The sequence below is a fragment of the Pseudomonas sp. PKS genome (assembly GCF_051913525.1).
In the GTDB taxonomy this organism is placed as follows: domain Bacteria; phylum Pseudomonadota; class Gammaproteobacteria; order Pseudomonadales; family Pseudomonadaceae; genus Aquipseudomonas; species Aquipseudomonas guariconensis_D.
Genome location: NZ_JBEGDO010000003.1, coordinates 205082 through 229288 on the forward strand (window position 1 = coordinate 205082; position 24207 = coordinate 229288).

Below are 24207 nucleotides of genomic sequence, written 5' to 3' on the forward strand. Positions count from 1 at the left end.
GTCCTGCTCGATTTCCGCGATCATCAAATGTGCGATCTGTATGCACGATTCCGTAAAGACACCTTCGATGGCCACCTGTGGAGCATAGAAAACGCTAGGGCTGAGATCCTCGCGACTGCAGGAGCGCTGGCTAAAGCGGCCCTGGACAACTCGTCTCTGGTCACCGCGTCCTTGTATCTCAGTGGTCGTCTGTCTGTCTTCAGGATCGAGGGCAGCGCCGATGAGTTGTTGGTCACCAGGGAAGGCCCCAAAGACTTTGCGTACAAATTTCACCACAGCCACCCCGACCACGCGGCGTACCTAACCGAATTTACGTGGATTCGCGACACGGCATCTCGCATCGACCTGCCCAGGACTGCTCCATCAGGAAGCCTGCTCGCAGCCATGTTCGGCCAGGAAGAAGTGACTCCAGAGGTGGAGCAAGCTGTGAATGATGCTCTTGTCAGGAAAGCTCCGTATGCCAGCTGAACTCGATTCCCTACTGCAGAGGCCTTTGGCTTGGGAAGCTCCGGTACCAACATTACTCGCTGCTATACGGAGATGGATTTCGACAACGAAACCTTCATGCCTGCTACACCCTCACGGCTTTCACGTGCTGCTGCTGAAGCGTAGTGAGGGTGAAGAGTGGCGACTGCACCTTTGGCCTTCGACGGTGCGGCAAAGCACAGGAATGCCGGCTCGAATCCACACACATGACCGCCATGTAGAGAGTCGCATCCTGAAGGGGAGCCTGCTGAATCTGGATTACCTCCCTACAACGACGAATGAGCATGGGCATCCCCTGTACTCGGTCACATACGCGGGCGACAGGTACTTAGGTAACACATCCAATGTGCTCCAAAACACGGGGGAAAGGATCACTCTTACCCCGACCGGGCACAGGCAGCTCGGAATAGGTGATCACTACCGGCTCGAACGTCATACGTACCACGAGGCGGTAGTGCCAGAGCAGCAAGCCACAATCACCCTCGTATGCATGCATAGCCGGGATCCTGCGCCCATCATGGTCGTAGGGCTGGACGGGTATCCTCAGCAAGTGAGATTTGAGAGGACAAAAGATGAAGCGTCGATCTTCCTTGAAAATCTGTAAAAAATTTCGAATATTGGGGAATTTCGCGACTGACCGCTGAGCGACCACTACCGACGAACGGTCATTTCAACCAAATCCTACTTGACCTCGTTCCTGAAAATCAGTCTGATGATGTTGACCTTGATCCCGGCGTGCCAGGTGAGAACGTGAACGTATCTACTGAAAAAGCCTTAACAGAACTTCAAGAGATCGCTGATCGTCTCTTGGAAAGCTGTGGGCCAGTAGATGAACAGATGTTGAATTTTCTGGGCGACGGAAGGGTTGTCCGCGTAAGTTATTTTGATCGCATTCATGCGCTTATTGATAGAGCTCAAAAAAGAGCCCGTTACTATAAAACCAGAGCCGTCGATTTCTTCAAGCAATTTCATCTTATTAGACGCGCTCAGTTTATCATCTCTAAGCTATCGGGCATTGACTTCCACGCCCTAGTAACTCGCATCCGCTTATATTTCTCTCGGCTGGCCTGCATCCGGGTTCCTCTCTTCGAATACGGGCCAGAGCTCGCAGGTTATCGTCACCGCTTCCGCTGATTCGTCAATGGCTTGAACCTGTCTTCCCATTGATCGATTTACATTGTGGACTTTTACGATGATCACCAATCTCAATGAACTTCCAAAGTTTCTTGCTCAAGCTGTTGGTGCCAGGGGTGGCATTTACGAATGCAAGCCCCACAACCAAAATTTTGACCAACACCTGCTCAATAACTCTATAAAAATATTCGAGCAACTAACAGGCCAGGCCAACAATCGTTATTTTTACAATGCGGGCCGCGAACTTAAATTCGGGATTATTAAGTCAGATCTAGTGGGTGCATTTGCATCCACAGGAGAAGGCGACGTTGACTTCATAGGCGTGAACTATGGAGCCATCCACTTGCTCTCCTCCTTATTTACCCGACTCCTAAGTAACGAATTAGTATTCCCAGATGTAGGAAATTCAGGCGCCGAGACCAGAGTAGGTTATTCATTTTACATCCCTCGCATAGCTGACTCGAATACATTTGAAGCACGCCGCCCCAATTGCCCAGTTAGATCAGCATTTGCAAGGCACATGGCATTAACCGCATTGACTGTAATTTACTCTCACGAGATCTCTCACGTAATCAGAGGCCACTCTCGAATAAAAAACTCAATCAAAGCTGGCTCCCGAGATGAGTTTACCGCATTAGAAAATCAGGCCATTGAGCTTGACGCAGATTGCGGGGCTATCGAGCTCACACTTCACTACATGGAGTTCGCCCGGGCCATTGAAGAGAAATTAAATCTTGAATCTGACCCTGCCATCAAAGAGTCATGGCTCAATTTTTACAAAGACACGATTCATAATGTTCGGTTTGTATTTTTCGCTAGCTACCTGCCACTCAGAATCCTTTGCGACAACCACTGGAACCCCGAATCACAAGAAAAAAGTGGCCAACCTCAACCTCCCTTTAGAATGGGAACCCTAATGAAATCGTTCGCTTTTCTTCTTGAAGAAAATTGCGAGGTTTCTGCAGAAGACGCAAAGAAACTGGTATATGCATTTTGCTTAGAATCAGAAAAGGCTTACGCAGATATTCAAGCAGAATCAGGCGAAGGTGAATTAGACCTTAAAGCTATCGATGCCTTTTTCGAGAATGTTGGGGACTACGCCCTGACCGTAGTTGACGCATTTGAGAAACTAAAATGCGAACTAAAAAACAATGCACTTCTTGAAAAATTATGCCCATCACCGGCTGAGGCCAAAAAAAGCAGCTACGTAGTGACAGCCGGAACAAAGCTGGGCCGTCCTTACTATGCGATTATTGAATCAAGTCTCTGCGAACAAACTGAAGATACGCTGCAAATCCAATGTTTCAGCGTCGACCGTGCGGGTGAGCAGCCGCTTCAATTTTCAATGAAAATATCACTCAATGCCGAAGGAAATCCGGTAGCAGACCCACTTAGGGCCGAAGCTCTAGAAAGGATTAAAGGACTCGAAGAGATCGACGCCCTTGACTTCATAGCGCTAACGGATCTTAAAGAGCGAGCTGAATTTATTCGATGGGCTTTCGACTACAGCAAGTCGATAAACCTTAAATTAGACATTAAAAGCATGATGGAAGAGTAAATAACCCGGGCTTCGGTACGACATCGTTCAAGGGCGTCGTACCGAAGCATGGGATCACCTTAACTCCAAACACCCTATCGTATAAATCTGTTTGCGCTCGCAACACAAGCTATCCACGACAAATATCACAATCCAGTTCTTTATTTACAAAGAGACCATACTCTGTATGCATGTCTTTAATTCGACTCGGGTGGTAATGAGCCTTAATGCATGATGGGGAGATATCGTGCATTAACCTGTAGCTCGGCGGCGATGCTCCCCCCACAGGCTTTCTTGCTCGCAGCTGCCCCCAGTTCGAGAGGATCACCTTCGCCCCGGCCAGCTTGTCTTGCTTTGAAATCAGCTCTACAGGTACGTCGATTTCCAGGATGGTGGGGATACCTATATCTCGAAGCCGCAGTCTATAGTCTTCTGCCCACGGGTCATCAACCTCAATATGCGCTGCTAGCGCCAAGAGATATTCGCTTCCGCTTATGATGTAGTGCCCAAAGCCGTCAATCATCTTTCGATCATCAGCCGCAAGCCAGATTGAACCACGCTCGTCAGCGCGACGTCCTCGCATCACCTCAATAGCCCTATTGACAGCAGCTACTGGAACATCAGCGTAGATCTCTCGAAATGCTTGCACGATGCGGCCTGGATCTTGGCCTTGGACACCCTTATCAAAGTATGACGCTAAGCTCTTTGGCCGGCAGCCATGGAAGGTTTTGACATGGCTGTAATGGCTCCAGAGCCTCTCACTGAAAGCAGACACCAATTCCCCATGATTCGGCAGCCACCGAAGGTCATCTGCCCAGCAATTGGGACGTTCAGTCTCTACGTGCTTGCGTACAGCTGGGCTGAGAATCTGGCTCGCATATCTTGGAATGGCCGTTAGCCAAGCTCGACGATTTCGCCAATCGAGCACACGTTCAATCATGGAATTCCTTTCCTGCATCGCTTAAGAGCTCAATGGGTAACTGGTGCACAATCTGGAACAGAACGGCCTTTGCCCTGATAGCCTGGAGCGCTCGCTCCTGTGGCGACCGGCCTGCTGTACGCTCATGGAAATGTCTCAAACCCTGAGGCTAGGCTTTCATCCAGGCGCCGTACCTTACGCTATGATATCAATTTGATGGTTGCAGGCACACGCGCAAGCCGACCTTTCAAGATCTGAGCCTGGTTACCAAGGTCATCTGGTGACACCCTGTGCGCCAGACTAGAGCTCTGTTTCTCCCACGGCTCAGGCATTGGTCACCGAAATGCTCGGCATCCGCCATCCAATCCTTTGCGGCGGGATGGGGCCTGGCGTTTCAGACGCGACCTACGTAGCGGCTGTGGTCAATGCTGGGGGAATGGGCTTCATCGTTGCTTCTGCCTACCCTGATCCGGAGCAGTTTCGCGAGGAACTTCGTAAGTGCCGGCAGCTGGCACCTGGAAAAAGGTTCGGTGTGAATCTCTACATATCTGGTCAGCCCAATGCAGCCAACCGCATTCAGGAGCAGGTGAAAATCCTGGCTGAAGAGGATGTCATTTGCGTCGAGACCTCCGGTGGTAGCCCCGAGGCAATCCTTCCTGCTCTCCGGGAGTCCGGCATCAAAGTGCTGCACAAGGTTTCAGCCGTCCGACACGCCCGGTCAGCCGAACGCTTGGGCGTTGATGCCGTGATTGTTGTTGGCAATGATTCCGGAGGCCATCCAGGAACCTACGGTATCAGCAGCATGGTGCAGGCCCCTCAGGCCTCACGGGAGCTCTCCATACCCTTGGTGATTGGCGGAGGGATGGGAACAGGGAGCCAACTCGCCGCCACCCTAGTGATGGGAGCTGACGCGATCTTGATGGGCACCAGGATGCTGGTATCGGAAGAGCTGTGGATTCACCGCCAGTACAAGGATCTACTGGTGAACAGCGATGGCACGGACAGCGTCATCGTCAAGACCGGCCTACGCCAACATCACCGGGTTTTGAACAACGAAAGCGCGAAAGCCGTAGCTGCCATCGATGCGACGGGTACCAGCGATTTTGAACACTACCGCCCACACGTCATGGGCAAATTAACCACCCAGGCCTACCTTACGGGTGATAGCAGCATCGGTATGCTCGACTACGGGCCATCGGCAGTGTTTGCGAATGCAGTGCAGCCAGTGGAACAGATTTTCGATGACATTCTGGACGACGCCCAGCGTGCCATGCAGCGCTTGAATGGCCTCTCTTATGACAGACATTCGGTGGCAGGTGATCGCTAATCTACGGTTTCGCAATCACCCCCACCAGTTCGAGCTTCAGGAGAAGTCTGCCGAAACCGCGCGCATCCAGCTGGAGTATGAGGATGCCCTCAAGCTCAGGTCGTTTACGGACGAAGAGATCTACCGCTTCAAGAAGGCTGCTAGCATCACGAACGCCATGGAGACGTTCCTGAACTACTTCTACGGCTTTATCATCGGCGTGTTTGGATCGATCCTAGCTACTATCGTTACTGACCGGTGGAAGGCAAGGCGAGCACTTAACCGCTCTTAATAATGCTGCCGCTACAAGAACCCCCCAATTTAACAAGCTGCGATTCAATGCTTGTTGGCAACGAGGCCACATGACTTCAGAAAAAGACACATTGCTTAAGATACTGTCGAACATCGAGCGTGACCAAAAACAAATGGTCAAAGCTCAGAGGACGCTCGTTCGTGATAAAGCACCTGTCCGACTGCAACGCCATTTGTCGTGGTGGACGGGCATTGCACTTATGTTCCTTACAGTTTTCTTTGGGGGCTGGGCGAAGCTTGGAGGAGCTCAGTGGGCTGCGGGCGCAGCCTTGGCATCAGTCGCCTCCTGCTACGTCTTAATAATTGCCCAACCCTTTTTAATGGCATGGACTCACCGTAGCGCCTTACGAGAAACGTTGCGCCTACCATTCACAGCCACAATGCGAATTAATATCCAGACTCCAATGGAGGTCGATAAACTCCATTTCCCGAGACTGATGGCACTGTCTCGCCTGGATCTGGATTTAGGCTTGACAAGCTTGAAGAATGAAGCACTTTTCCTGGAGAAATGCACTGGTTGGGTAGTAGGCTCAGTAGAAAAAATTGGCTTACTACCTGGCTGTATTGCCATCATCTACGCTACTTCGACCGGGAGTTCCTCTGCAGCTCTTGCCACCTCACTAGCTTGGGGCAATGTCATTTTTACTGCTTTTGGTGTCCTAGCTAACGTATACGTCATCCGCTATCAACGAATGATTTCACTGATTGAACTAGCGATCAAACATCAAGAGATACTTGAGAAGATGAATCCTGTAGGTTCAGTCGGCGACCTTGTTTCGAGCAGCCAAGCTCATTCAAATTTGGAGCACGCCACGCACCTGTAGTCGGAGACGTCGTTGACGACTTCAGGGAAGATCTGGGCGGCTTTCCATACCGCCCGATCCACACACCGCGACTGCTAAGTGCGTCGTCGCCCGCGAGCAAGGGAAGAACTGCTCAAAGCCTCCAACTGCTTCATCATCGCAACGTTCATGATTTGAGCCTTCCTAAGCTCCCGCTGAAACTTTTCTATCAACGGTGCGAGGTGAGCTAGGCCTGCGTTAAAACCCGCACTGTAGACACCGCTCGCCCCTCCTGCGGCTTTTAGTCTCAAGCTCCGGGCGGCGCCGCCGGCGCATCGCCGCAAGGTTTTTGGGTTGATGGTTGGGGTAGTCCAGCCAGCCTCATAGTCAGGTGTTTTTTTCATAACGACCTCGCAGAGATAGGTGCCTTGACACTAGCCAAGGCTAAATCCCCCTTCTGAAGCGTAGCAAGCAGCTGCCCTACTCCCCCGCTCAACTCGTCAGCTTCCGAAAACCCGGCCCCCCCAGTTGCAACCATGAATCGGCAGGCGACCTCCGCACACGCCGTGTTAGCACCTGTAGCATCGATGGATAATGGTCAGACTGCCCTGCCCCAGGCCCTCAAATCCCCTACCTAGACACACTGGATGGGTGTCCACGCTGGTGATAAGCTCCGAGGCCTATGTTGAGTGCTATGAGATTGCTATGAGTGAATCGCCCCTGGTTTCGTAGACACCTCCAAGCCTCATAATGAGGCCCAAATAGGAGGTGCCATGAGTCGTCAGCGTTACCCCGAAGAATTCAAGATCGAAGCGGTCAAGCAAGTGACCGAGAAAGGCAGGCCTGTCGCTGATGTTGCCCAGCGTCTGGGGGTGTCCGTTCACAGCCTTTACGCCTGGATCAAGCTCTACAGCAAGCCCCAAGAACAGCGTCAGCAAGACGAAGATCAGCAGGCCGAGCTGCGTAAGCTACGCGCTGAACTCAAGCGCGTGACGGAAGAGCGAGACATCTTAAAGAAGGCCGCCGCGTACTTTGCCAAGGAGTGTGGCTGAAGTACGCCTTCATCAAGAAGCACTCGACGGATTACCCGGTGCGTCGCCTTTGCCAAACCCTCAAGGTGCATCCCAGCGGCTATTACGCCTGGCTGGCCGAGCCTCAATCTGCCCGAGCAAAAGAAGATCAACGTCTGCTTGGCTTGATCAAACATGCTTGGCTGGAAAGCGGAGGTGTGTACGGCTACCGCAAGATTCACGATGACCTGCGTGAGCTGGGAGAGGCATGCGGGAGAAATCGAGTAGGGCGCTTGATGCAGGCAGAGGGGCTGCGTTCGCAAACGGGCTATCGGCGGCGTCCAGGTTTTTACGGCGGAAAGCCGACCGTAGCCTCGCCGAACCACCTTGCGCAGCAGTTCAAGGTCAGTGAGCCGAACAAGGTCTGGGTGACAGACATCACCTACATTCGCACCTATGAAGGATGGCTCTACCTGGCGGTAGTGCTGGATCTCTTCTCACGCCAAGTAATTGGTTGGTCAATGAAGCCCAGGATGTGCAGCGACTTGGCGATCGACGCATTGCTGATGGCCGTGTGGCGCCGCAAGCCACAGCAGCAAGTGATGATTCATTCAGACCAAGGCAGTCAATTCAGTAGCTCAGATTGGCAAAGCTTCCTGAAGGCCAACAACGTGGTCAGCAGTATGAGTCGGCGAGGAAACTGCCATGACAACGCCGTAGCCGAGAGCTTTTTCCAGCTGTTGAAGCGGGAGCGAATCCGACGAAAAATCTACGCAACACGTGACGAAGCCCGAAGTGATATTTTCGATTACATCGAGATGTTCTATAACCCTAAACGCCGACACGGCAGTGCTATGCAGCTGTCGCCAGTAGAGTATGAGAGACGCCATTTTCTGAGCTTGGAGAGTGTCTAGGAAACCAGGGGCGATTCACATCTTTGTAAAATACAATTGCGTAAGAACAAATAGAACCAAGCAGAGATACCGCCTTATTCGCAGAGCGATTTCGTGGCTGGCTCATCTTGCCGTTGGCTCTCATAACAGGGGATGTTACTTTCGCATGCAGATCAAGCACTACATCGTTTGTCACTGAAATGAGCGACATGCCGCCACATATTGGCCTGATGTAATTGTCATACGTCTTCCTATAATCACCGATGGTGCTTTTTGCAAGCTTCGTCTTTTTAGAAATCATTGACTCAAACGCTTGATCGACGGTGATGCTTTCCCTCAAATTTTTCTTGCGCTCTGCAACAAGAATCACATCAAGATTCGCATAAATCTTTTCCGCCGCCTCCCTGACCACAGGCAACTTTGCGCTCTTATAATCGAACACCTCAATCTTTCTACGCTGGTCTTTACCGTCAACCTTTCTAATTGCATAAAAAGTCTTCCCACCGGCCTTTGTTACTCGGACAGCAAGGCCTTTGGTGTGACTATCGTAAACATACATCTCAGACTTGCCGTCAGGACATACAAGATCACGAATAAAGTCTTTAGTGAAATTGATCCGCAGAGCCACGTCCACACTCCTACTCAGCATCTAAACCGTTGATTTTTGCGTGTTTTTAGTGTCTAATCGCCTGCCTCACCTGCCCTGGTGGTGAAATTGGTAGACACATCGCACTTAAAATGCGCCGCCTTCTGGGCGTGCCGGTTCGAGTCCGGCCCGGGGCACCATTCTTGAAGCACAGGCCAGCTCGGCCAGACACCTAGATTCGTCTCTCGCGGCTAGGCCTTTCAGGCATTGCCAGCCCTTCTACCTGCTCAAGAAACGATCAAATCGAAGCGACGACGCTTTGAAATTCACTTGGGAGCCCTTGGTAGCTAGCTTGGTAGCGCTGCCGGTATCTCACGGTATCTCGCCATATCTCTCCTTGCGCTACGCCTACGCATTCCAGCGAGCTAATGCTGCCCTCAAACGCCTGATTTACAAAGCTTTTAAGCTCAAAATCACGGTGCGTAGCTCCCTGTAGCTCTCGACATCTGATGTGGGGCAGAATGACTTAAAATCTGTCGGCGTGAGCCTTGCGGGTTCGAGTCCCGCCACTCGCACCATCTCCTTCTGAAAAGGCGCCCTTACGGCGCCTTTTTCATGCCCGGCAAAACGTGTACCGACTGCTACAGTGGAACATGTCCCCGCTCACTGGAACGCCACCATGCGCTACTCCCTGTTCGATGGCCAACGCGACATCATCATCCTGCTCGCCCGTGTACTGCTGATGATCCTGTTCATCCTGTCCGGCTGGAGCAAACTGACCGGCTTTGAAGGCACGGTCAACTACATGAGCTCACTCGGTGCCCCTGCGCCCATGCTCGCGGCGGCGATTGCGGTGATCATGGAGTTCGCCGTGGGCATCCTGCTGATCCTGGGCTTCTATACGCGCCCGCTGGCCTTCCTGTTCGCCCTGTTCGTGCTGGGTACTGCATTGCTCGGGCATCCGTACTGGAACATGGTCGACCCGGAGCGTAGCGCCAACATGACCCAGTTTCTGAAAAACATGAGCATCGTCGGCGGGCTGTTGTTGTTGGCGGTGAGCGGCGCCGGACGCTTCTCCCTGGACCGTCGCTGACAGCCATTACGCTGGTACGGCGACTCAATCGTCGATGTCGTCGTGCCAGGCGGGATGCTCCTCATCCTCGAAATCATCCAGAAGCGCTTCATCTTCCTCGGCTTCGTCCAGAAATCCATGGGCGTCAGCTTCCGGATCGACATCCTCCTCCAGAAACTCGTGGTCGAGCAGATGATCGTGCTCGGGTTCGTGCAGGTCGTCTTCGTCGTGCATGGCTGGGCTCCAAGAGTCAAAGCAGGCCTGTATAGGCCGATCATCAGTCGCGGTCAATTGCTGGCAGCTTAACGCTGGCTTAACCGCTCAACCGCTAGTCTCGAATCTCTCCCTTCAAACGTTCTTGCCCGCCACCCTGGCGGGCTTTTTTTTACTCATTTGGTCTGCCTGCGCAATCTTTGTGGGAACCATATGCCCGGCTTCGATGCTCGCACACATGTGGACCTGTGTTTTATCAAGGAGAACCCGCATGACTGTGAATATCGACAACCTGATCATCACCACGCCCGCCCCTAAATCAAACACCGACCCCGTGGCCCTGGAGGTCACCGGTGCCGTTGCCCTAGTAACGCTGAGTGAGTTTGTCGCCCGTCTGCCCGATGGTTCCATTCGCCTGAACGCCCCAACCAAGGGCGCAGCCAGCAAAAGTACCCACCGAACCCGTTGCGAGTGGAAGGAACCTCTCTATTGGGCCTTGGGTAGCGCCGCCACCCACCGTAACCACCAAACGTTTACGCTGCAGAAGGTGAACTCGTTACAAAAAGTGGTGATTTCACAACTGCACGTAAAGGACGACGACAGCCCACCCATCAAAGTGTTCTGGAACAAAGGCAAGCTCACCTATGGTTTTCGTCCGGAATTCAACCAAGCAACCGCACCCACGACCACCCTTCTGACCGAGGTGCCACTGGGGACACCGTTCGAGATCGTTATCAAAGTCTCATCCAGCGGCGCCGTTATCCTCAGCGCAACCTGTAACGGACGCACGGGCCACTCTCCAACACTTCAGTTGGCGAACTCATGGAACACTCGGATCTTCAACTTCCACGGCGGCCTGTACAACCAGATCGACTTTACCGACTCCACGCCCGCTGAAGACGGCTCGGTTTGCGTGATCAGTCACCTTGAGCTGGACCACTTTTGAGATCCATCGACAGTCTGTGAACAGGCACTTCACGAATTTCTGACAAACGACTGGGCACACTGAGACTGCTTCATACGTTCTTTCAACCCGCCTTCTTGGCGGGTTTTCTTTTTTCGCTACCTAAAACGTGCCCCGTGTTACCCCCTCTCACCTCAGGTGGAACTTGTCAGAATGTCCTGTTCCATTTGCTACCCCTGCATGGGATCTGGCGCCGACCCGAGCCGCTTCGAAGTCCGAGGCCTACCAGGCGAATAAAGTATCAAACCCACGGGAAAGGTCTGTCACACACCTGTCACGCAACGCGATCATTATTGATCGAGCCAAAAGGACTTGACCCCATCTACCGAGAACCCGGCTCCGTGCCGGGTTTTCGCCTTGATGCGCAAAGTCAAGCTGTGACTTCAGGCATCAATCCAGACATTCTCGTGCCGCTGTGCGCAGCTTATCGGTCGACAAAAAGCTGCCTTTGTAGAACGTTGCGCGGCTACCCTCGTGATACTTGACGACCTCAAGCACATCATCGGAAGTCACCGCGCTGGGCGCTGTGATGCGGTATCCATTGGAGATGGATTTCTGCGTGGTAAGCGGCGCCATGGCCTGCCATTTTGGCAGTACGCACGCCGCGTATGCCTCGGGGGTCTTGCTGGTTAGCTTGCTGCCGGTTGGCTCACCTGGCGATGCGCATCCTGCCAGGGTAGCGAGCACTGCTGAACAAATAAGAATAGGAAGTCGATGCATTTACGATAGATCCAAAGTGGCTAATGGATTCTAGCAATCAACGCCGACGGGACACCAATCCACGAAGGTAGAACAACCCGATTGACGGCTAATTGAGGAGAAGGATGAAACGCGTGCTTTCACGATTTCTTGACAAAGCTGACTGTAAAGTCAACTTCGTTCATGTTGGGACATTCAGCCCGCTCCGGCGGGCCTTTTTTTATCTAGCATTCCGTCATCAACTCGCCCTACAATCCTACCAAGCTGAAGGATCAGCACCCGTCACAGAGAGCCCGCCATGGAGCGGGCTTTTTGTTGCCTAATGATCAGCCGACAGGTCGAGTTATTCTCGGATTACCTCAAGGCGATCCCGACCAGCCTTTGTGATCGCATGCTCCCTCATCGCTGATGCGATAACGGCCGGGCACTATCTCGTAATAGAGAAGGACCCGCCTGCTCCTGGATAGAGCTTCGCCTACTTCGAAGCTCATCGCCTCGAAAGAGGCATCACAGAACGCGTTTACCGTAGCGTCGGAGCGATCGCCAAGCCCTCGCAAGGCTGAAGTTTCGGAACTCCTTCCTTTTCCGCGCCATAACGAAAAACCCCGCAAACCTAGATCTGCGGGGTTTTGAATGGTGGAGGCCGAGGTCGGAATCGAACCGGCGTAGACGGATTTGCAATCCGGAGCATAACCACTTTGCTACTCGGCCTCAAAGTTCGGATCTAGCTGCTTTCATGCCGCTATCTCCTTGAAACTTCAGCGCTTTTTAAGCTTGCTGCGTTTCGATGGACGCCATTATGTCTACATTCGTTGATCCTTGCAACCCCCTGATTAGAAAAAATATTCAAGGGGCTCAAGGTGTTAGCGCAGGCGACCCAGCTTACTCCAGAGACCGACCAACGTGTTCTCCACAGTGCTGCTGGCCGCCACGCCGATTCGCTCCTGCAAGCTCTTGCGCTCGGCAAAGCGCAAGTGGAACAGATTCGCTTCACGGGCGCGCTCGCTCAGGTATTCATCGCTGGTCCGCAACTCATCGACCAGTTTTCGATTCAGCGCGGCAACACCCAGCCAGACTTCGCCTGTGGCGACTTCATCGATGTGCAACTGAGGGCGGTACCGGGAGACGAAATCCTTGAACAGCTGATGCGTGATATCCAGGTCTTCCTGGAACTTCTCCCTGCCCTTTTCAGTGTTCTCGCCGAACACCGTCAACGTACGTTTGTACTCACCGGCGGTGAGCACTTCAAAATCGATATCGTGCTTCTTCAACAGGCGATTGACGTTGGGCAACTGAGCCACCACGCCGATCGAACCGAGCACGGCAAAGGGGGCGCTGACGATTTTTTCGCCGATGCAGGCCATCATGTAACCGCCGCTGGCGGCAACCTTGTCGATGCACACGGTGAGCGGAATGCCAGCCTGACGGATGCGCGCCAGCTGCGAGGCGGCCAGACCATAGCTGTGCACCAGGCCACCACCGCTCTCGAGACGCAACACGACTTCGTCACGGGGCGTGGCGAGGCTCAGCAGCGCGGTGATCTCGTTGCGCAGGCTTTCGGTGGCGGACGCTTTGATGTCGCCGTCGAAATCGAGGACGTAAACACGGCTTTTCTCTTCAGCCTTACCCTTCTTCTGCTGTTTTTCCGTCTTGGCCTGCTGCTTGCGTAGCGCCTTGAGCTGGGCCTTGTCGAATATGCCTGCTTCGAGGCGTTCGCGCAGCTCCTTGTAGAACTCATTGAGACGGGTGACCTGCAAATGCCCGCCCGATTTGCGCCGCCCCTTGCCCCGCAAGCCGGCAATGGCCGACAGGACCACTAGAATGGCGATCACCAGGGTGGCGGTTTTGGCGAGAAAGCTTGCGTATTCGGCAAGAAACTCCACATTGACTCCTTGATAGACCAGCGCCTGAAGGCGCGAAACTGCATCAAGCATACCGTTGCGTCACAAGCGCTGCCAGCCAGGGAAAACGCTGGCAACATAGTTCAAACAACCTTTTCAAACGCTTGTATGTTTTTTCGTTGACAGCCTGTCTGCCGCATCCTAACCTCGCAGCAACTCCCTTGGGCCGGACCTCTCCGTGGGCAATATCTACCTGATCCGACATGGCCAAGCCTCCTTCGGTGCCGATGACTACGACGTCCTCTCACCCGTCGGCGCACGCCAGAGCCACGCGCTGGGAGAGCATCTGGCCCAGCTCGGTCTGCGTCTGGATCGGTGCCTGGCCGGCGACCTGCGCCGCCAGCAAGACACCGCGCGCCTGACGCTGCAAGCCATGCAGGCCCAAGGCTGCTCGACGCCGGCTATTGAGACCGACGCGGCATTCAACGAGTTCGATGCCGATGGCGTTATCCGTGCAGTGCTTCCCGACCTGCTACCGCAAGAGCCCGACGCGCTGCATATCCTGCGCAACGGCACGACTCATCGCAGCGAGTTCCAGCGCCTGTTCGCGCTGATGGTGCAACGCTGGCACGACGGCGAACACCAAAGCGATGGCCTGGAGACGTGGCAGGCATTCATCGCCCGAGTCCAGGGCGGCCTCGCTCGAGTGCTCCAAAGCGCAAGCCGAGGGGACAACATTGCCATCTTTACTTCCGGTGGCACCATCGCCGCCCTGCTCCACCTGGTTACTCGGATCACCCCCAGCCAAGCCTTCGCGCTGAACTGGCAGATCATCAACACGTCGCTCAGCCACCTGAAATTTCGGGGCAACGACGTGACACTGGCTTCCTTCAACAGCCAAGCCCATGTGCAGCTGTTGAGGACGCCGGAGCTTGTCACCTATCGATGAGCCCGGCCTGTTGTCCCCACCGGGGACGTGAATATCACTCTATAAGGAATGCGCCATGACCTCCGTAGCTGATGCCGTCAAGAAGATGCAAGAGAAGTTCAACCCATCCGCTGCCGCCGGCCTGGACCTGGTGTTCGGTTTCAACATCACCGACGAAAACAAGCACTACGCACTGATCGTCAAGGACGGTACCTGCAACCTGCAGGAAGGCGAGAACCCAGACGCCAACTGCACCCTGGTCATGGACAGCGAAACCCTCCAAGGTATCGTCAGCGGTGACACTGATGGCATGCAGGCCTTCATGAGCGGCAAGCTGCGTGTCGAAGGCGACATGATGCTGTCGATGAAACTCAGCGAGCTGTTCCCCGCCTGAGTGGCTCGAGCGCTTGCCGATGAAAAAACCGAGGCCAACCGGCTTCGGTTTTTTTTTGCCAGCAGCCGCGCAAGGCCCATCAAGATGAGTGATCGATCGGCAACACCCTCGCCTATAAGCACCTTGGTACGCTTGTGCCAGCGACCTAGCGAAATTAGATTAGCCAATAGTTATTGCGCTAGAAAATAAGGAAAACGCATGACGCTCAACGATCAATCCACCCAGGTACGCCCCGGCGAAGAGCTCGACACGGCCGTCATCGATCCCTATCTGAAGGCTCATATCCCAGGCCTGCAGGGTACGCCCTCGATCAGCCAGTTCCCTGGCGGCGCGTCGAATCTCACCTATCTGCTCGCCTACCCGGATCGAGAGTTTGTCCTGCGTCGTCCACCCTTCGGCCAAAAAGCCAAGTCCGCCCATGACATGGGGCGGGAATTCCGTATCCTCAACCAGCTCAACAGTGGCTTCCCGTACTGCCCCAAGGCTTATGTGCACTGCACAGACGAGTCGCTGATAGGCGCTGAGTTCTACGTCATGGAGCGGGTCAAGGGCGTCATCCTGCGCTCGGACATTCCGCCTTCGCTGGGCCTGGATGCCGGCCGCACAGAGGCGCTGTGCAAGAGTTTCATCGATCGCCTGGTCGAACTGCACCAAGTCGACTACTCCGCCTGCGGCCTGGCCGACCTGGGCAAGCCAGAAGGGTATGTGCAGCGTCAGATCGAAGGCTGGACCAGCCGCTACGAAAAAGCCCTGACCCCGGATGCACCGCTGTGGAAACAGGTGATCGCCTGGCTGCACGACAAGATGCCCGCCGACCACCCGCGCCCAGGCATCGTGCACAACGACTACCGCTTCGACAACGTCATCCTCGATGCCGAGAACCCCATGCGCATCATTGGTGTACTGGACTGGGAGATGACCACCCTGGGCGATCCGTTGATGGACCTGGGCAACAGCCTGGCCTACTGGATCGAGGCCAACGACCCGCCGCCGGTTCAACTGATGCGGCGTCAGCCGAGCAATGCCCCTGGGATGCTGACCCGCCGCCAGTTCGTCGACTACTACGCCGAACGCGCTGGCATCCACCTAGACAATTTCGATTACTACTATTGCTACGGCCTGTTCCGTCTGGCCGGCATCGTCCAGCAGATCTACTACCGCTTCCACCATGGCCAGACCCAGGACAAGCGCTTTGCCCAGTTCATCCACATGAACCGGCTGCTGGAGCACATGGCCCTGCAAGTGATCGATAAGTCCTCACTCTGATAACAAGGAAAATCCGGCATGTCCAAGACCACGCTGTTCGACCTCGACGGCAAGATCGCCTTCGTTTCCGGCGCCAGCCGCGGCATCGGTGAGGCCATCGCCCATCTGCTGGCCCAGCAAGGCGCCCATGTGATCGTCTCGAGCCGCAAGCACGAAGGCTGCCAAGCGGTCGCCGACGCCATCACTGCCGCTGGCGGCAGAGCCACTGCCATGGCCTGCCACATCGGTGAAATGGAGCAGATCCAGCAGGTGTTCGCCAGCATCCGTGAACAGTTCGGACGCCTGGACATCCTGGTCAACAATGCGGCCACCAATCCGCAGTTTTGCAATGTGCTGGACACCGACCTCGGCGCCTTCCAGAAAACCGTGGATGTCAACATTCGCGGCTACTTCTTCATGTCGGTGGAGGCCGGCAAGCTGATGCGTGAACACGGCGGCGGCAGCATCATCAACGTCGCCTCGATCAATGGCGTGTCGCCCGGATTGTTCCAAGGCATCTATTCGGTGACCAAGGCCGCGGTAATCAACATGACCAAGGTGTTCGCCAAGGAGTGCGCGCAGTTCGGTATTCGTTGCAACGCATTGCTGCCAGGTCTGACCGATACCAAGTTCGCCTCGGCACTGGTCAAGAACGACGCCATCCGCAATGCCGCCTTGCAGCAAATCCCCCTCAAACGCGTGGCCGATCCCGGCGAAATGGCCGGTGCGGTGCTGTATCTGGCCAGCGACGCTTCTAGTTACACCACCGGCACCGCGCTCAACGTGGACGGCGGTTTTCTCTCCTGACTAGAGATTGGGCGCCTGCCACGTGCAGCTCTGCGGCAGGCGCCCTTTACGCTCGATCGCACCCTTGCACCTCGTCAACCTCAAGTTGACAGCTCAGGTATACTCGCAGCTCGCGCCTCTGCCAGGACCCTGAACATGACGGAAAACAGCTTCGCCTTTCGCCTCAAGGAACTGCTCGAACACCACAAATTGACGCTGCAGGCGGTAGGCACTGCGTTGGGCATCTCTCGCACCGCCGTGCACAAGTGGACCCGGGGCGGCGAGATCGACTATGACAACCTGCGCAAACTGGCGGACTTCCTGAACGTCAATTGGATCTGGCTGCGCTATGGCGAAGAGGCCATGCAAAGCGTTCAGCACGCCGAGGTGGTGGAGCTGCCGATGACCGATCTGCGGCGGCGCTACACTGCCGAGATCATGGAGAGCGAGACACGCATGAAGCTGGCCCAGGAAGGCGCGCGAATTGTCACCTGGGAGTGGAACCTGGTCAGCGACGAGGTGACCTATTCACCCAACGTCGAGGCCGTGTATGGCTGGCCGGTGCGACGCAACGAGGACTTCTGGGCCCATGTGGCTCCCGAAGACGCCCAACAGATGCACGCCATGTACACCCGCGCGGTCGCCACCGGCGCTCCATGCGAGTGCGATTTTCGCATTACCCGCCCGGATGGCAGCCAACGCTGGATCGCGTCGCGCGCCACCGTGCTGCAGGACAGCGCCGGTCGCTCGGTGAAGATGGTCGGCATCAGCATGGACGACACCGAGCGCAAAGTCGCCGAGGCGGAGCTGCGCCAGAGCGAGGAGCGCTTTCGCACCATCTTCGAGTTGGCCTGGGGCGCCTTGGCCTACATCGACCCTGATGGCAGCTGGCAGCGGGTCAACAGCACCTTCTGCGAATTGCTCGGCTACACCGAGCAGGAACTGTATGGCATGACCTTCCAGCAGCTCACCCACCCCGACGATCTGCCAGACAACCTGGTGCTCCTCAAACGTATGCTGGCGGGCGAAATCGACCGCTACGAAGTGGAAAAGCGCGTCCGCCACAAGGACGGCCACTACCTCTGGGTACGCGCCCGCACTTCACTGCAGCGACACGCCGACGGCCGACCAGAACATCTGATCAGTGTGTTCGAAGACATCACCGCCGAACGCGACCAGCATGAACGTCTGCAAGCCCATATCGCCGGGCTGCAGGCCCGCCTGAACTGAACCGGAGAACCGACGATGCTACCAGGAAGCCAATCGGTTAATGGTCAGTGCCATAGACACGTGCAGCGCCGCGGCGCGGTGGGCCTTTACTTCGTCGCCGGCCTGTCCGTGCTGGCTGGCATGACCGATGCGATCGGGTTCATGGCCACAGGCGATTTCGTTTCGTTCATGAGTGGCAACACCACACGCCTGGCGGTGTCACTGGGCAGCGCCGAGCTGGGCCCGGTGTTGCGCCTGATGCTGGTGATCGGTGCGTTCGTTCTGGGCAACGCCTTGGGCGTGGTCGTTGCGGCAAAGACAGGCCGTCGTCCCTGGCCATTGCTGAGCCTGATCGCCGCCCTGCTGGCCCTGGCCGGCCTGCTGCCCGAGCCTCTTCAACTGCCCGCCTTGCTGGCGGCGGTCATGGCCATGGGCATGATCAATGCCGTGGTAGAGGAAGTGAACGGCCTACCCATCGGGCTGACCTATGTCACCGGTGCCCTGTCGCGCTTTGGCCGTGGCCTGGGACGCACCCTGCTCGGCCAGCGCAAGCTGGGTTGGCGGGTGCAGTTGATCCCCTGGTGCGGCATGCTCCTGGGAGCCATCGCCGGCGTCTTGCTGGAACAGCACTTCGACCGCTTGGCCCTGATCGCCAGCGCCCTGCTGGCAGTCTTGCTGGGCCTGGCCTCGCTGAAAATCCCCAGGCGCTGGCAGCTTCGCTATATGCCCCGTTGAATCACAGGCAGGTCGCTGCCGCGGCGCGGCGACGCAGGGCCATGGTGTCGTTCTTCTGCGCGTAGTAATCCACATGGGTGCCGCCGGCCTGCGGATAGATGTCGGCGAACGACTCGGCCTCGCGGGTATAGACAGTGAAACCACTTTGCTTGCGTGGCTCCAGATAACCGCTGGCATCGACCCCGAACGCCGCTTCTTCCTGCCAGCTGAACTGGATGCATTGGGCGACGATCTCCGGCGCCTTGTGCGAGTCGAGTTGCGCGGTCGGCGCGTTGCCACGTGCAGCTTGCATGGTGGCAGAGGCGCAACCGACCAACACCAGAGCGGCGACCATCGGCACGAGTGCTCGCATTTTTCCATCCTCAAGGCAAAAAAGAACGCGACTCTAGCACTGCAGTCACGGCAAATGAATTATCCCGCGCAGGTGAGGGTCGCAGATAGGGCATGTCCTGCTTTCAAGGAGCCCTCATGAAGCCATTGCTCTATGCCCTAGCACTCACCGCCGCCCTCCCCCTGATCGCGTCAGCAGCGGACCCGAACGAACAGAGCGTCACGGCCCCGCACAGCCAACGCGAACTTGAAGTGGGCGATAAAGCCCCGGATCAGTACAAGCGCGACGACTGGGTTATCCGCGATTGGCACGCCAAGGGCCTGCCGGCTCCGGAAAAGGAAAGCCACTGGGTACGCCTGGCTGACCACTACATACTGGTGCAGACCACCAATGGGGTGATTCTCGCCATCGAGCCCGCCTCGAACTAGCAAGGCCCGGATATGCCGACCGCCAGGCGCGGCCGGATCAAAAAACGCCCGACATGCCGCTCATCGCTGGAGCGACAGATTTTTGCGTGCCCAAGAAACCAAATCGCGCGCTTCCGGTCTCAGGAGGTACCCCGTAAATCTTTGCGGATCAAGGACCTATATCGTGATGAAGCGCATTGCGAGTTTTGCGTTGATTGCCACCGTGCTCACCCTCAGTGGCTGCTACCACCACTACCACGACGATGATGATGGCTGGCGGGGTCGTGACCGGGACCATCGCTACTACCGCGACCGTGATGACGACGGCTATCGCTATCGAGACCATGACCGCCGTGATCGCTACCACCGTCATCGCGACCGCAACGACGATGACGACGACTGACACTGCAACGCCTTTGTTCCCCTGACCCGCCGCCCGTGCCGCGGCACCTTACCCTGATGATTCGTTTGAGGTTCACATCATGCGTCTGACTCTGCCTTCCCTTGCCCTCGGCTTGCTGCTCTGCCAGGGCGCATTTGCCGGCGACGGCACCGCTGCCATCGGCGGCGGCCTGGGTGGCGCCCTTGGTAACATTGTTGGCCAACAGATCGGCGGCGGTACCGGTGCTGCCATCGGCGCAGGCCTGGGCGGCGCTGCCGGCAGTGCGGTTGGCGCACGCAAGGGCAATCGTACCGAAGCCGCTATTGGCGGTGGCCTGGGTTCGGCCGGCGGCTCGATCCTGGGCCGCGCGGTTGGCGGATCCACCGGTTCGACCATTGGCGCGGGCCTGGGTGGCGCAGCAGGTGGCGCGCTGGGCAACCACATGGGTGACAACGACGGCGGCCACAGGCACCACCGTCGTCACCGTCACTGATCCTGCCGCTATACCTGAGGGGCTGCTTGCAGCCCCTTCTTGTCACCAAACACTGCAACATATCAACACCACCTTCACTGCACGGTGCCACACTCGGCGCTACTCTCTACCGTGCCCCTTGAGTGAAGGAACACCCCTCTCCATGAACCATGAGCTGCTCTGGGTCCTCGGCCTGCTGGCCATCGTCGTCACACTTTTCGTCATCAACCGCCCGCGCATGGACGTGGTCGCCCTGCTAGTGATCCTGTCCCTGCCGCTTTCGGGCATCCTCACGATCGAGCAGGCCCTGGCCGGCTTCAGCGACCCCAACGTGGTGCTGATCGCAGCGCTGTTCGTGATCGGCGAAGGCCTGGTACGAACTGGCATTGCCTACCGCATCGGTGAATGGATGAGCGAACGGGCCGGCAACAGCGAGGCGCGTCTGCTGGTGTTGCTGATGATTGCAGTGGCCGGACTGGGTTCGGTCATGAGTTCGACGGGAGTGGTGGCGATCTTCATCCCAGTGGTGCTGAGCATCGCTGCGCGCCTTAGGCTATCGCCCAGTCGACTGATGATGCCGCTGAGCTTCGCCGGCCTGATCAGTGGCATGCTCAGCCTGGTGGCCACACCGCCCAACGTGGTGGTGCACAGCGAACTGGTGCGTCATGGCAGCCCGGGGTTCAGTTTCTTCAGTTTCACCCCGTTCGGCTTGGTGGTGCTGGTCCTCGGCATCGGCTACATGCTGTTTGCCCGCCGCTGGCTCAATGGCGAGGTGCGCAAGGATGGCCGGGTGGAAACCCGCCGCACCCTCCTGGACCTGGTGCTGGACTACAAACTCAACGGCCGCGAGCGCCGCCTGCGCATTCGCCCTCACTCGCCGCTGATCGGACACACCTTGGGCGAGCTGGAGCTGCGCACCCGCCACGGCGCCAACGTGATTGGCATCGAGCGCCAGCACAAGTTCACCACCCGGGTCATGGTCGCCGATTCGAGCACAGTGCTGCACCAAGGCGATGTGCTGCTGCTCGATCTGTTCGCCAATCGCGATGATTTGCGCAGCCTGTGCCAGACCATGCAACTGGAGCCGTTGCACTTCAAGGCCGCCTACTTCATCGACCAGTCCCAGGACCTGGGCATGGCCGAGGTTTCCCTGCCGCCCGGTTCGCAATTGCTCGGCAAGAGCATCCTGGAGCAGGCCTTCCGTAGCCGCTTTGGGCTGAATGTCGTCGGCCTGCGTCGTGAGCAGACCGCCATCGACGAGCAACTGGTGGAAGAAAAACTGCGCCTGGGCGACACCCTGCTGGTGGTCGGTCCCTGGAAGGCCATACGCCAACTGCAAAGCCAGCCCAAGGACTTTCTGGTCCTGAGCCTGCCCGCGGAAATCGACCAAGTAGCTCCGGCCCGGACCCGAGCCCCCTTTGCGTTGATCAGCCTGATGGTGATGGTCGGCTTGATGGTGAGCGGCATGGTGCCCAACGTCGTTGCCGCGCTGATCGGTTGCGTGCTGATGGGCGCCGGACGCTGCATCGACATGGACAGCGCCTACCGCGCCATCCACTGGCAAAGCCTGGTGCTGATCGTCGGCATGCTGCCCTTCGCCCTGGCTCTGCAGAAAACAGGTGGCATCGACTTGGCGGTGAGCGGCCTGGTCAGCCTGCTTGGCGATGCGGGGCCCTACGCCATACTCGGCTGCCTGTTCGCCGTCACCGCGCTGATCGGTTTGTTCATTTCCAATACCGCCACGGCGGTGCTGATGGCACCGGTTGCAATCAGCACTGCACAGCAGCTAGGCATGTCGCCCTACCCGTTCGCCATGACCGTCGCCCTGGCGGCCTCGGCGGCGTTCATGACGCCAGTGTCCTCGCCGGTCAACACGCTGGTCTTGGGGCCAGGCCAATACCGCTTCGGCGACTTCGTCAAGGTTGGGGTGCCGTTCACGGTGGTGGTGCTGCTGGTGACCGTTTTCATGGTGCCGTGGTTCTTCGGCCTGTAGCCAGCGTCAATAATTCGACGAAAATTGCCGCTGGCGCATAAAAGGCTGCCCAGACACCAGCGAATTGACATCCCTCCGTTCAGGAAACACACTGACGCCTCATTACCCCAGGTGCTTACAGGCGTTTTCCTGGATTCCGTCTCCGCTAGCCGGTCGAGCCCATGGTGTTCCCAGCCCAGTCGCGCCTGCTTCCCCTTCTTGCCTTGTTCGGCCTGTCCCTCGCCCTGACCCTGGGCGGTATCCTAGCCCGACCGATCGAATCCCTGTCGCTGTTCTGGCCCGTCAATGCGGTGCTCGCAGGCGTGCTGCTGCGCTACCCACGCCAGGCCACCTTTGCAGGATTCGGCCTGGTCTGGCTGGCCATGGTCACCGCCGACCTCGCCACCGGCAGCGCCTGGAAGCCTGCGTTGTGGTTCAACCTGTGCAACCTGGGGGTGATCATCACCCTCTGGCGGGTGTTGTCGCATTTGCCGCGGGTGCACCGCCGCATGCGCACGCCAGAAGGGGTACTGCGTGTATTCGGCGCCAGCGCCGCCGGAGCCGTCGTCGCGGCGAGCATGGCGTGTGTAGTGGCCGCCCCCTGGTTCCAGGAATCGCTCAAGGCCACCTGGCTGGCCTGGTTCAGCGAACAGTTCTCAACCAATGTGCTGGTGTTGCCGATGCTACTCACCGCACCGAACCTGCGCTCCTTGATTCGAGGCGGCGGCCAGGCGATTCGCCTGATGCCGCTACTGATCCTGCTAGGCTCCCTGGCCCTGAGCATCGCCTTCGGCGGGCCAGGCGCCATCGCCTTCCCCATCGCCGCCCTGCTGTGGTGCGCCTGGACGTACTCATCATTCATGGTGTCGCTGCTGACTTTCACCACCGGTACCACGCTGATCGTCGCCGTGGCGCTGAGCCTCATGCATTTCAGTCTCCCGCAGAGCATACCTGGGGTGAACACTCTGATGTCGGCGCGCCTGGGCATCGCCATGCTTGTGCTCGGCCCGTTGGTGGTCGCCTGTGTCAGCAATGCCAACCGCAGTCTGCTGGCACGCCTGGCGCACCAAGCCACCATCGATCACCTCACCGGCGCCCTGACCCGCAGCGCTTTCACCCGTCGTGCCAACGCCCTGCTCGAGAGCCGTCAGCAGCTTGCCCAAGCCATGCCCCTGACCTTGATGATGCTGGATATCGATCACTTCAAGAACATCAACGACCAGTACGGCCATGCTGTAGGCGATCAGGTGCTGCGCCAGTTCTCCCATACCATTCAGGATCAATTGCACGAAGGCGAGCTGTTCGCCCGTCTCGGCGGCGAAGAGTTCGTCATCATTGTGGCAGGGCTTGCGCCGGAGCAGGCCACATTCACTGCCGAACGCCTGCGTCGCGCCGTGCAGGACTTGCGCGTGGTGCTGCTCGAACGCCGCCTGCAGATCACCGTCAGCATCGGCCTGGCGGGTTGCCGCGCACAGCAGCTGGCGCCCAGCCTCGACAGCTTGCTGGCACAGGCTGACCAAGCGCTCTACCGTGCCAAGGCCGCAGGCCGCAACCGCATCGAGCAGTCCGACGCGCAGCGCCAGGTCGTCTGA

At 57.0% G+C, this 24207-nt stretch carries 26 protein-coding genes and 2 tRNA genes; 21 read left to right on the plus strand and 7 right to left on the minus strand.

The window, feature by feature from the left end:
- The first annotated feature begins 27 nt into the window (after positions 1–27).
- The 3 genes from ABOA88_RS05015 to ABOA88_RS05025 all read left to right on the plus strand — a co-directional run bounded on the left by ABOA88_RS05015 (position 28) and on the right by ABOA88_RS05025 (position 3178).
- Entirely contained in the window at positions 28–468 is a 441-nt protein-coding gene (locus ABOA88_RS05015) for a hypothetical protein (RefSeq protein ID WP_367851046.1), read from the plus strand.
- Positions 469–1236: 768 nt separating this feature from the next.
- Positions 1237–1620, plus strand: coding sequence for a hypothetical protein (locus ABOA88_RS05020; protein WP_367851047.1), 384 nt, complete (start codon positions 1237–1239; stop codon positions 1618–1620).
- A gap of 58 nt (positions 1621–1678) precedes the next feature.
- Positions 1679–3178 (plus strand): hypothetical protein, encoded by a 1500-nt coding sequence (locus tag ABOA88_RS05025; protein ID WP_367851048.1) that lies wholly within the window; start codon positions 1679–1681, stop codon positions 3176–3178.
- 109 nt (positions 3179–3287) lie between these two features.
- On the opposite strand, the gene ABOA88_RS05030 is transcribed toward ABOA88_RS05025, so the two are convergent.
- Positions 3288–4097: a hypothetical protein gene (locus ABOA88_RS05030; RefSeq protein WP_367851049.1), complete on the minus strand. Its 810-nt coding sequence runs from the start codon at positions 4095–4097 to the stop codon at positions 3288–3290.
- Positions 4098–4419: 322 nt separating this feature from the next.
- On the opposite strand from ABOA88_RS05030, the gene ABOA88_RS05035 reads away from it, so the two are divergent.
- The 4 genes from ABOA88_RS05035 to ABOA88_RS05050 all read left to right on the plus strand — a co-directional run bounded on the left by ABOA88_RS05035 (position 4420) and on the right by ABOA88_RS05050 (position 8400).
- The gene (locus ABOA88_RS05035; RefSeq protein WP_367851050.1) at positions 4420–5403 is read left to right on the plus strand and encodes an NAD(P)H-dependent flavin oxidoreductase; all 984 of its coding nucleotides are present in this window, start codon (positions 4420–4422) and stop codon (positions 5401–5403) included.
- The gene (locus tag ABOA88_RS05040; protein WP_367851051.1) at positions 5372–5674 is read left to right on the plus strand and encodes a hypothetical protein; all 303 of its coding nucleotides are present in this window, start codon (positions 5372–5374) and stop codon (positions 5672–5674) included. The genes ABOA88_RS05035 and ABOA88_RS05040 overlap by 32 nt, the downstream gene beginning before the upstream one ends.
- 70 nt (positions 5675–5744) lie before the next feature.
- The gene (locus ABOA88_RS05045; protein WP_367851052.1) at positions 5745–6518 is read left to right on the plus strand and encodes a hypothetical protein; all 774 of its coding nucleotides are present in this window, start codon (positions 5745–5747) and stop codon (positions 6516–6518) included.
- Between the two features lie 731 nt (positions 6519–7249).
- Positions 7250–8400, plus strand: a protein-coding gene (locus ABOA88_RS05050; protein ID WP_367851053.1) for an IS3 family transposase whose coding sequence is annotated in 2 segments (ribosomal slippage) — positions 7250–7484 and positions 7484–8400 — 1152 coding nt in all. Because the reading frame shifts where the segments join, the coding sequence is not laid out codon by codon here.
- Here the strand turns inward: ABOA88_RS05050 and ABOA88_RS05055 are convergent.
- The gene (locus ABOA88_RS05055) at positions 8339–9007 is read right to left on the minus strand and encodes a hypothetical protein (RefSeq protein ID WP_367851054.1); all 669 of its coding nucleotides are present in this window, start codon (positions 9005–9007) and stop codon (positions 8339–8341) included. The two genes, ABOA88_RS05050 and ABOA88_RS05055, sit on opposite strands and share 62 nt — an antisense overlap.
- A gap of 72 nt (positions 9008–9079) precedes the next feature.
- Between ABOA88_RS05055 and ABOA88_RS05060 the strand changes: the two genes are divergently transcribed.
- Positions 9080–9165: transfer RNA gene (locus ABOA88_RS05060), tRNA-Leu, on the plus strand.
- A 479-nt stretch (positions 9166–9644) separates the two neighbouring features.
- Positions 9645–10058 (plus strand): DoxX family protein, encoded by a 414-nt coding sequence (locus tag ABOA88_RS05065; protein ID WP_196168711.1) that lies wholly within the window; start codon positions 9645–9647, stop codon positions 10056–10058.
- A gap of 24 nt (positions 10059–10082) precedes the next feature.
- Here the strand turns inward: ABOA88_RS05065 and ABOA88_RS05070 are convergent, their stop codons facing one another.
- Positions 10083–10271 (minus strand): hypothetical protein, encoded by a 189-nt coding sequence (locus ABOA88_RS05070; protein WP_196168712.1) that lies wholly within the window; start codon positions 10269–10271, stop codon positions 10083–10085.
- 250 nt (positions 10272–10521) lie between these two features.
- Between ABOA88_RS05070 and ABOA88_RS05075 the strand changes: the two genes are divergently transcribed.
- Entirely contained in the window at positions 10522–11196 is a 675-nt protein-coding gene (locus tag ABOA88_RS05075) for a polysaccharide lyase family 7 protein (RefSeq protein WP_367851055.1), read from the plus strand.
- A 408-nt stretch (positions 11197–11604) separates the two neighbouring features.
- Here ABOA88_RS05075 and ABOA88_RS05080 read toward each other — a convergent pair whose 3' ends face one another.
- The 3 genes from ABOA88_RS05080 to sohB form a co-directional block, all read right to left on the minus strand.
- Entirely contained in the window at positions 11605–11934 is a 330-nt protein-coding gene (locus ABOA88_RS05080; protein WP_196168714.1) for a hypothetical protein, read from the minus strand.
- Between the two features lie 616 nt (positions 11935–12550).
- A tRNA-Cys gene (locus ABOA88_RS05085) sits at positions 12551–12624 on the minus strand.
- A gap of 152 nt (positions 12625–12776) precedes the next feature.
- Positions 12777–13796, minus strand: a complete 1020-nt coding sequence (gene sohB / locus ABOA88_RS05090) for a protease SohB (protein ID WP_367851056.1) — start codon at positions 13794–13796, stop codon at positions 12777–12779.
- A 196-nt stretch (positions 13797–13992) separates the two neighbouring features.
- Here sohB and ABOA88_RS05095 point away from each other — a divergent pair, with 196 nt between their 5' ends.
- The 6 genes from ABOA88_RS05095 to ABOA88_RS05120 all read left to right on the plus strand — a co-directional run bounded on the left by ABOA88_RS05095 (position 13993) and on the right by ABOA88_RS05120 (position 19051).
- The gene (locus ABOA88_RS05095) at positions 13993–14703 is read left to right on the plus strand and encodes a histidine phosphatase family protein (protein WP_196168758.1); all 711 of its coding nucleotides are present in this window, start codon (positions 13993–13995) and stop codon (positions 14701–14703) included.
- A gap of 55 nt (positions 14704–14758) precedes the next feature.
- Complete coding sequence (locus tag ABOA88_RS05100; RefSeq protein ID WP_196168759.1) at positions 14759–15076, plus strand: SCP2 sterol-binding domain-containing protein; 318 nt, start codon at positions 14759–14761, stop codon at positions 15074–15076.
- A gap of 198 nt (positions 15077–15274) precedes the next feature.
- The gene (locus ABOA88_RS05105) at positions 15275–16342 is read left to right on the plus strand and encodes a phosphotransferase family protein (RefSeq protein WP_367851057.1); all 1068 of its coding nucleotides are present in this window, start codon (positions 15275–15277) and stop codon (positions 16340–16342) included.
- An 18-nt stretch (positions 16343–16360) separates the two neighbouring features.
- Positions 16361–17128 carry an SDR family oxidoreductase gene (locus ABOA88_RS05110; protein ID WP_196168761.1) on the plus strand — a complete coding sequence of 256 codons (768 nt, stop codon included), beginning with the start codon at positions 16361–16363 and terminating at the stop codon, positions 17126–17128.
- A 135-nt stretch (positions 17129–17263) separates the two neighbouring features.
- The gene (locus ABOA88_RS05115; RefSeq protein WP_367851058.1) at positions 17264–18337 is read left to right on the plus strand and encodes a PAS domain S-box protein; all 1074 of its coding nucleotides are present in this window, start codon (positions 17264–17266) and stop codon (positions 18335–18337) included.
- A 15-nt stretch (positions 18338–18352) separates the two neighbouring features.
- On the plus strand, positions 18353–19051 hold the full coding sequence (locus tag ABOA88_RS05120) for a YoaK family protein (protein WP_367851059.1): 699 nt from the start codon (positions 18353–18355) through the stop codon (positions 19049–19051).
- A 1-nt stretch (position 19052) separates the two neighbouring features.
- Here ABOA88_RS05120 and ABOA88_RS05125 read toward each other — a convergent pair whose 3' ends face one another.
- A complete protein-coding gene (locus ABOA88_RS05125; RefSeq protein WP_367851060.1) occupies positions 19053–19403 on the minus strand; it encodes a hypothetical protein in 351 nt (116 codons plus the stop codon).
- Positions 19404–19519: 116 nt separating this feature from the next.
- Between ABOA88_RS05125 and ABOA88_RS05130 the strand changes: the two genes are divergently transcribed.
- From ABOA88_RS05130 to ABOA88_RS05150, 5 genes are all read left to right on the plus strand, one after another.
- Complete coding sequence (locus ABOA88_RS05130) at positions 19520–19810, plus strand: RcnB family protein (protein ID WP_196168765.1); 291 nt, start codon at positions 19520–19522, stop codon at positions 19808–19810.
- A gap of 163 nt (positions 19811–19973) precedes the next feature.
- Positions 19974–20192, plus strand: coding sequence for a hypothetical protein (locus tag ABOA88_RS05135; protein ID WP_230387671.1), 219 nt, complete (start codon positions 19974–19976; stop codon positions 20190–20192).
- Between the two features lie 79 nt (positions 20193–20271).
- Positions 20272–20664 carry a glycine zipper domain-containing protein gene (locus ABOA88_RS05140; RefSeq protein ID WP_043211693.1) on the plus strand — a complete coding sequence of 131 codons (393 nt, stop codon included), beginning with the start codon at positions 20272–20274 and terminating at the stop codon, positions 20662–20664.
- A 142-nt stretch (positions 20665–20806) separates the two neighbouring features.
- Complete coding sequence (locus ABOA88_RS05145; RefSeq protein WP_196168766.1) at positions 20807–22636, plus strand: SLC13 family permease; 1830 nt, start codon at positions 20807–20809, stop codon at positions 22634–22636.
- A gap of 161 nt (positions 22637–22797) precedes the next feature.
- Positions 22798–24207, plus strand: a complete 1410-nt coding sequence (locus tag ABOA88_RS05150; RefSeq protein ID WP_196168767.1) for a GGDEF domain-containing protein — start codon at positions 22798–22800, stop codon at positions 24205–24207.

Coding starts and splice junctions, on each gene's coding strand:
- ABOA88_RS05015 (WP_367851046.1), top strand. CDS start 28: ATGTGCGATCTGTATGCACGATTCCGTAAAGACACCTTCGATGGCCAC.
- ABOA88_RS05025 (WP_367851048.1), top strand. CDS start 1,679: ATGATCACCAATCTCAATGAACTTCCAAAGTTTCTTGCTCAAGCTGTT.
- ABOA88_RS05030 (WP_367851049.1), bottom strand. CDS start 4,097: ATGATTGAACGTGTGCTCGATTGGCGAAATCGTCGAGCTTGGCTAACG.
- ABOA88_RS05035 (WP_367851050.1), top strand. CDS start 4,420: ATGCTCGGCATCCGCCATCCAATCCTTTGCGGCGGGATGGGGCCTGGC.
- ABOA88_RS05040 (WP_367851051.1), top strand. CDS start 5,372: ATGACAGACATTCGGTGGCAGGTGATCGCTAATCTACGGTTTCGCAAT.
- ABOA88_RS05045 (WP_367851052.1), top strand. CDS start 5,745: ATGACTTCAGAAAAAGACACATTGCTTAAGATACTGTCGAACATCGAG.
- ABOA88_RS05065 (WP_196168711.1), top strand. CDS start 9,645: ATGCGCTACTCCCTGTTCGATGGCCAACGCGACATCATCATCCTGCTC.
- ABOA88_RS05070 (WP_196168712.1), bottom strand. CDS start 10,271: ATGCACGACGAAGACGACCTGCACGAACCCGAGCACGATCATCTGCTC.
- ABOA88_RS05075 (WP_367851055.1), top strand. CDS start 10,522: ATGACTGTGAATATCGACAACCTGATCATCACCACGCCCGCCCCTAAA.
- ABOA88_RS05080 (WP_196168714.1), bottom strand. CDS start 11,934: ATGCATCGACTTCCTATTCTTATTTGTTCAGCAGTGCTCGCTACCCTG.
- ABOA88_RS05100 (WP_196168759.1), top strand. CDS start 14,759: ATGACCTCCGTAGCTGATGCCGTCAAGAAGATGCAAGAGAAGTTCAAC.
- ABOA88_RS05105 (WP_367851057.1), top strand. CDS start 15,275: ATGACGCTCAACGATCAATCCACCCAGGTACGCCCCGGCGAAGAGCTC.
- ABOA88_RS05110 (WP_196168761.1), top strand. CDS start 16,361: ATGTCCAAGACCACGCTGTTCGACCTCGACGGCAAGATCGCCTTCGTT.
- ABOA88_RS05115 (WP_367851058.1), top strand. CDS start 17,264: ATGACGGAAAACAGCTTCGCCTTTCGCCTCAAGGAACTGCTCGAACAC.
- ABOA88_RS05120 (WP_367851059.1), top strand. CDS start 18,353: ATGCTACCAGGAAGCCAATCGGTTAATGGTCAGTGCCATAGACACGTG.
- ABOA88_RS05125 (WP_367851060.1), bottom strand. CDS start 19,403: ATGCGAGCACTCGTGCCGATGGTCGCCGCTCTGGTGTTGGTCGGTTGC.
- ABOA88_RS05130 (WP_196168765.1), top strand. CDS start 19,520: ATGAAGCCATTGCTCTATGCCCTAGCACTCACCGCCGCCCTCCCCCTG.
- ABOA88_RS05140 (WP_043211693.1), top strand. CDS start 20,272: ATGCGTCTGACTCTGCCTTCCCTTGCCCTCGGCTTGCTGCTCTGCCAG.
- ABOA88_RS05145 (WP_196168766.1), top strand. CDS start 20,807: ATGAACCATGAGCTGCTCTGGGTCCTCGGCCTGCTGGCCATCGTCGTC.
- ABOA88_RS05150 (WP_196168767.1), top strand. CDS start 22,798: ATGGTGTTCCCAGCCCAGTCGCGCCTGCTTCCCCTTCTTGCCTTGTTC.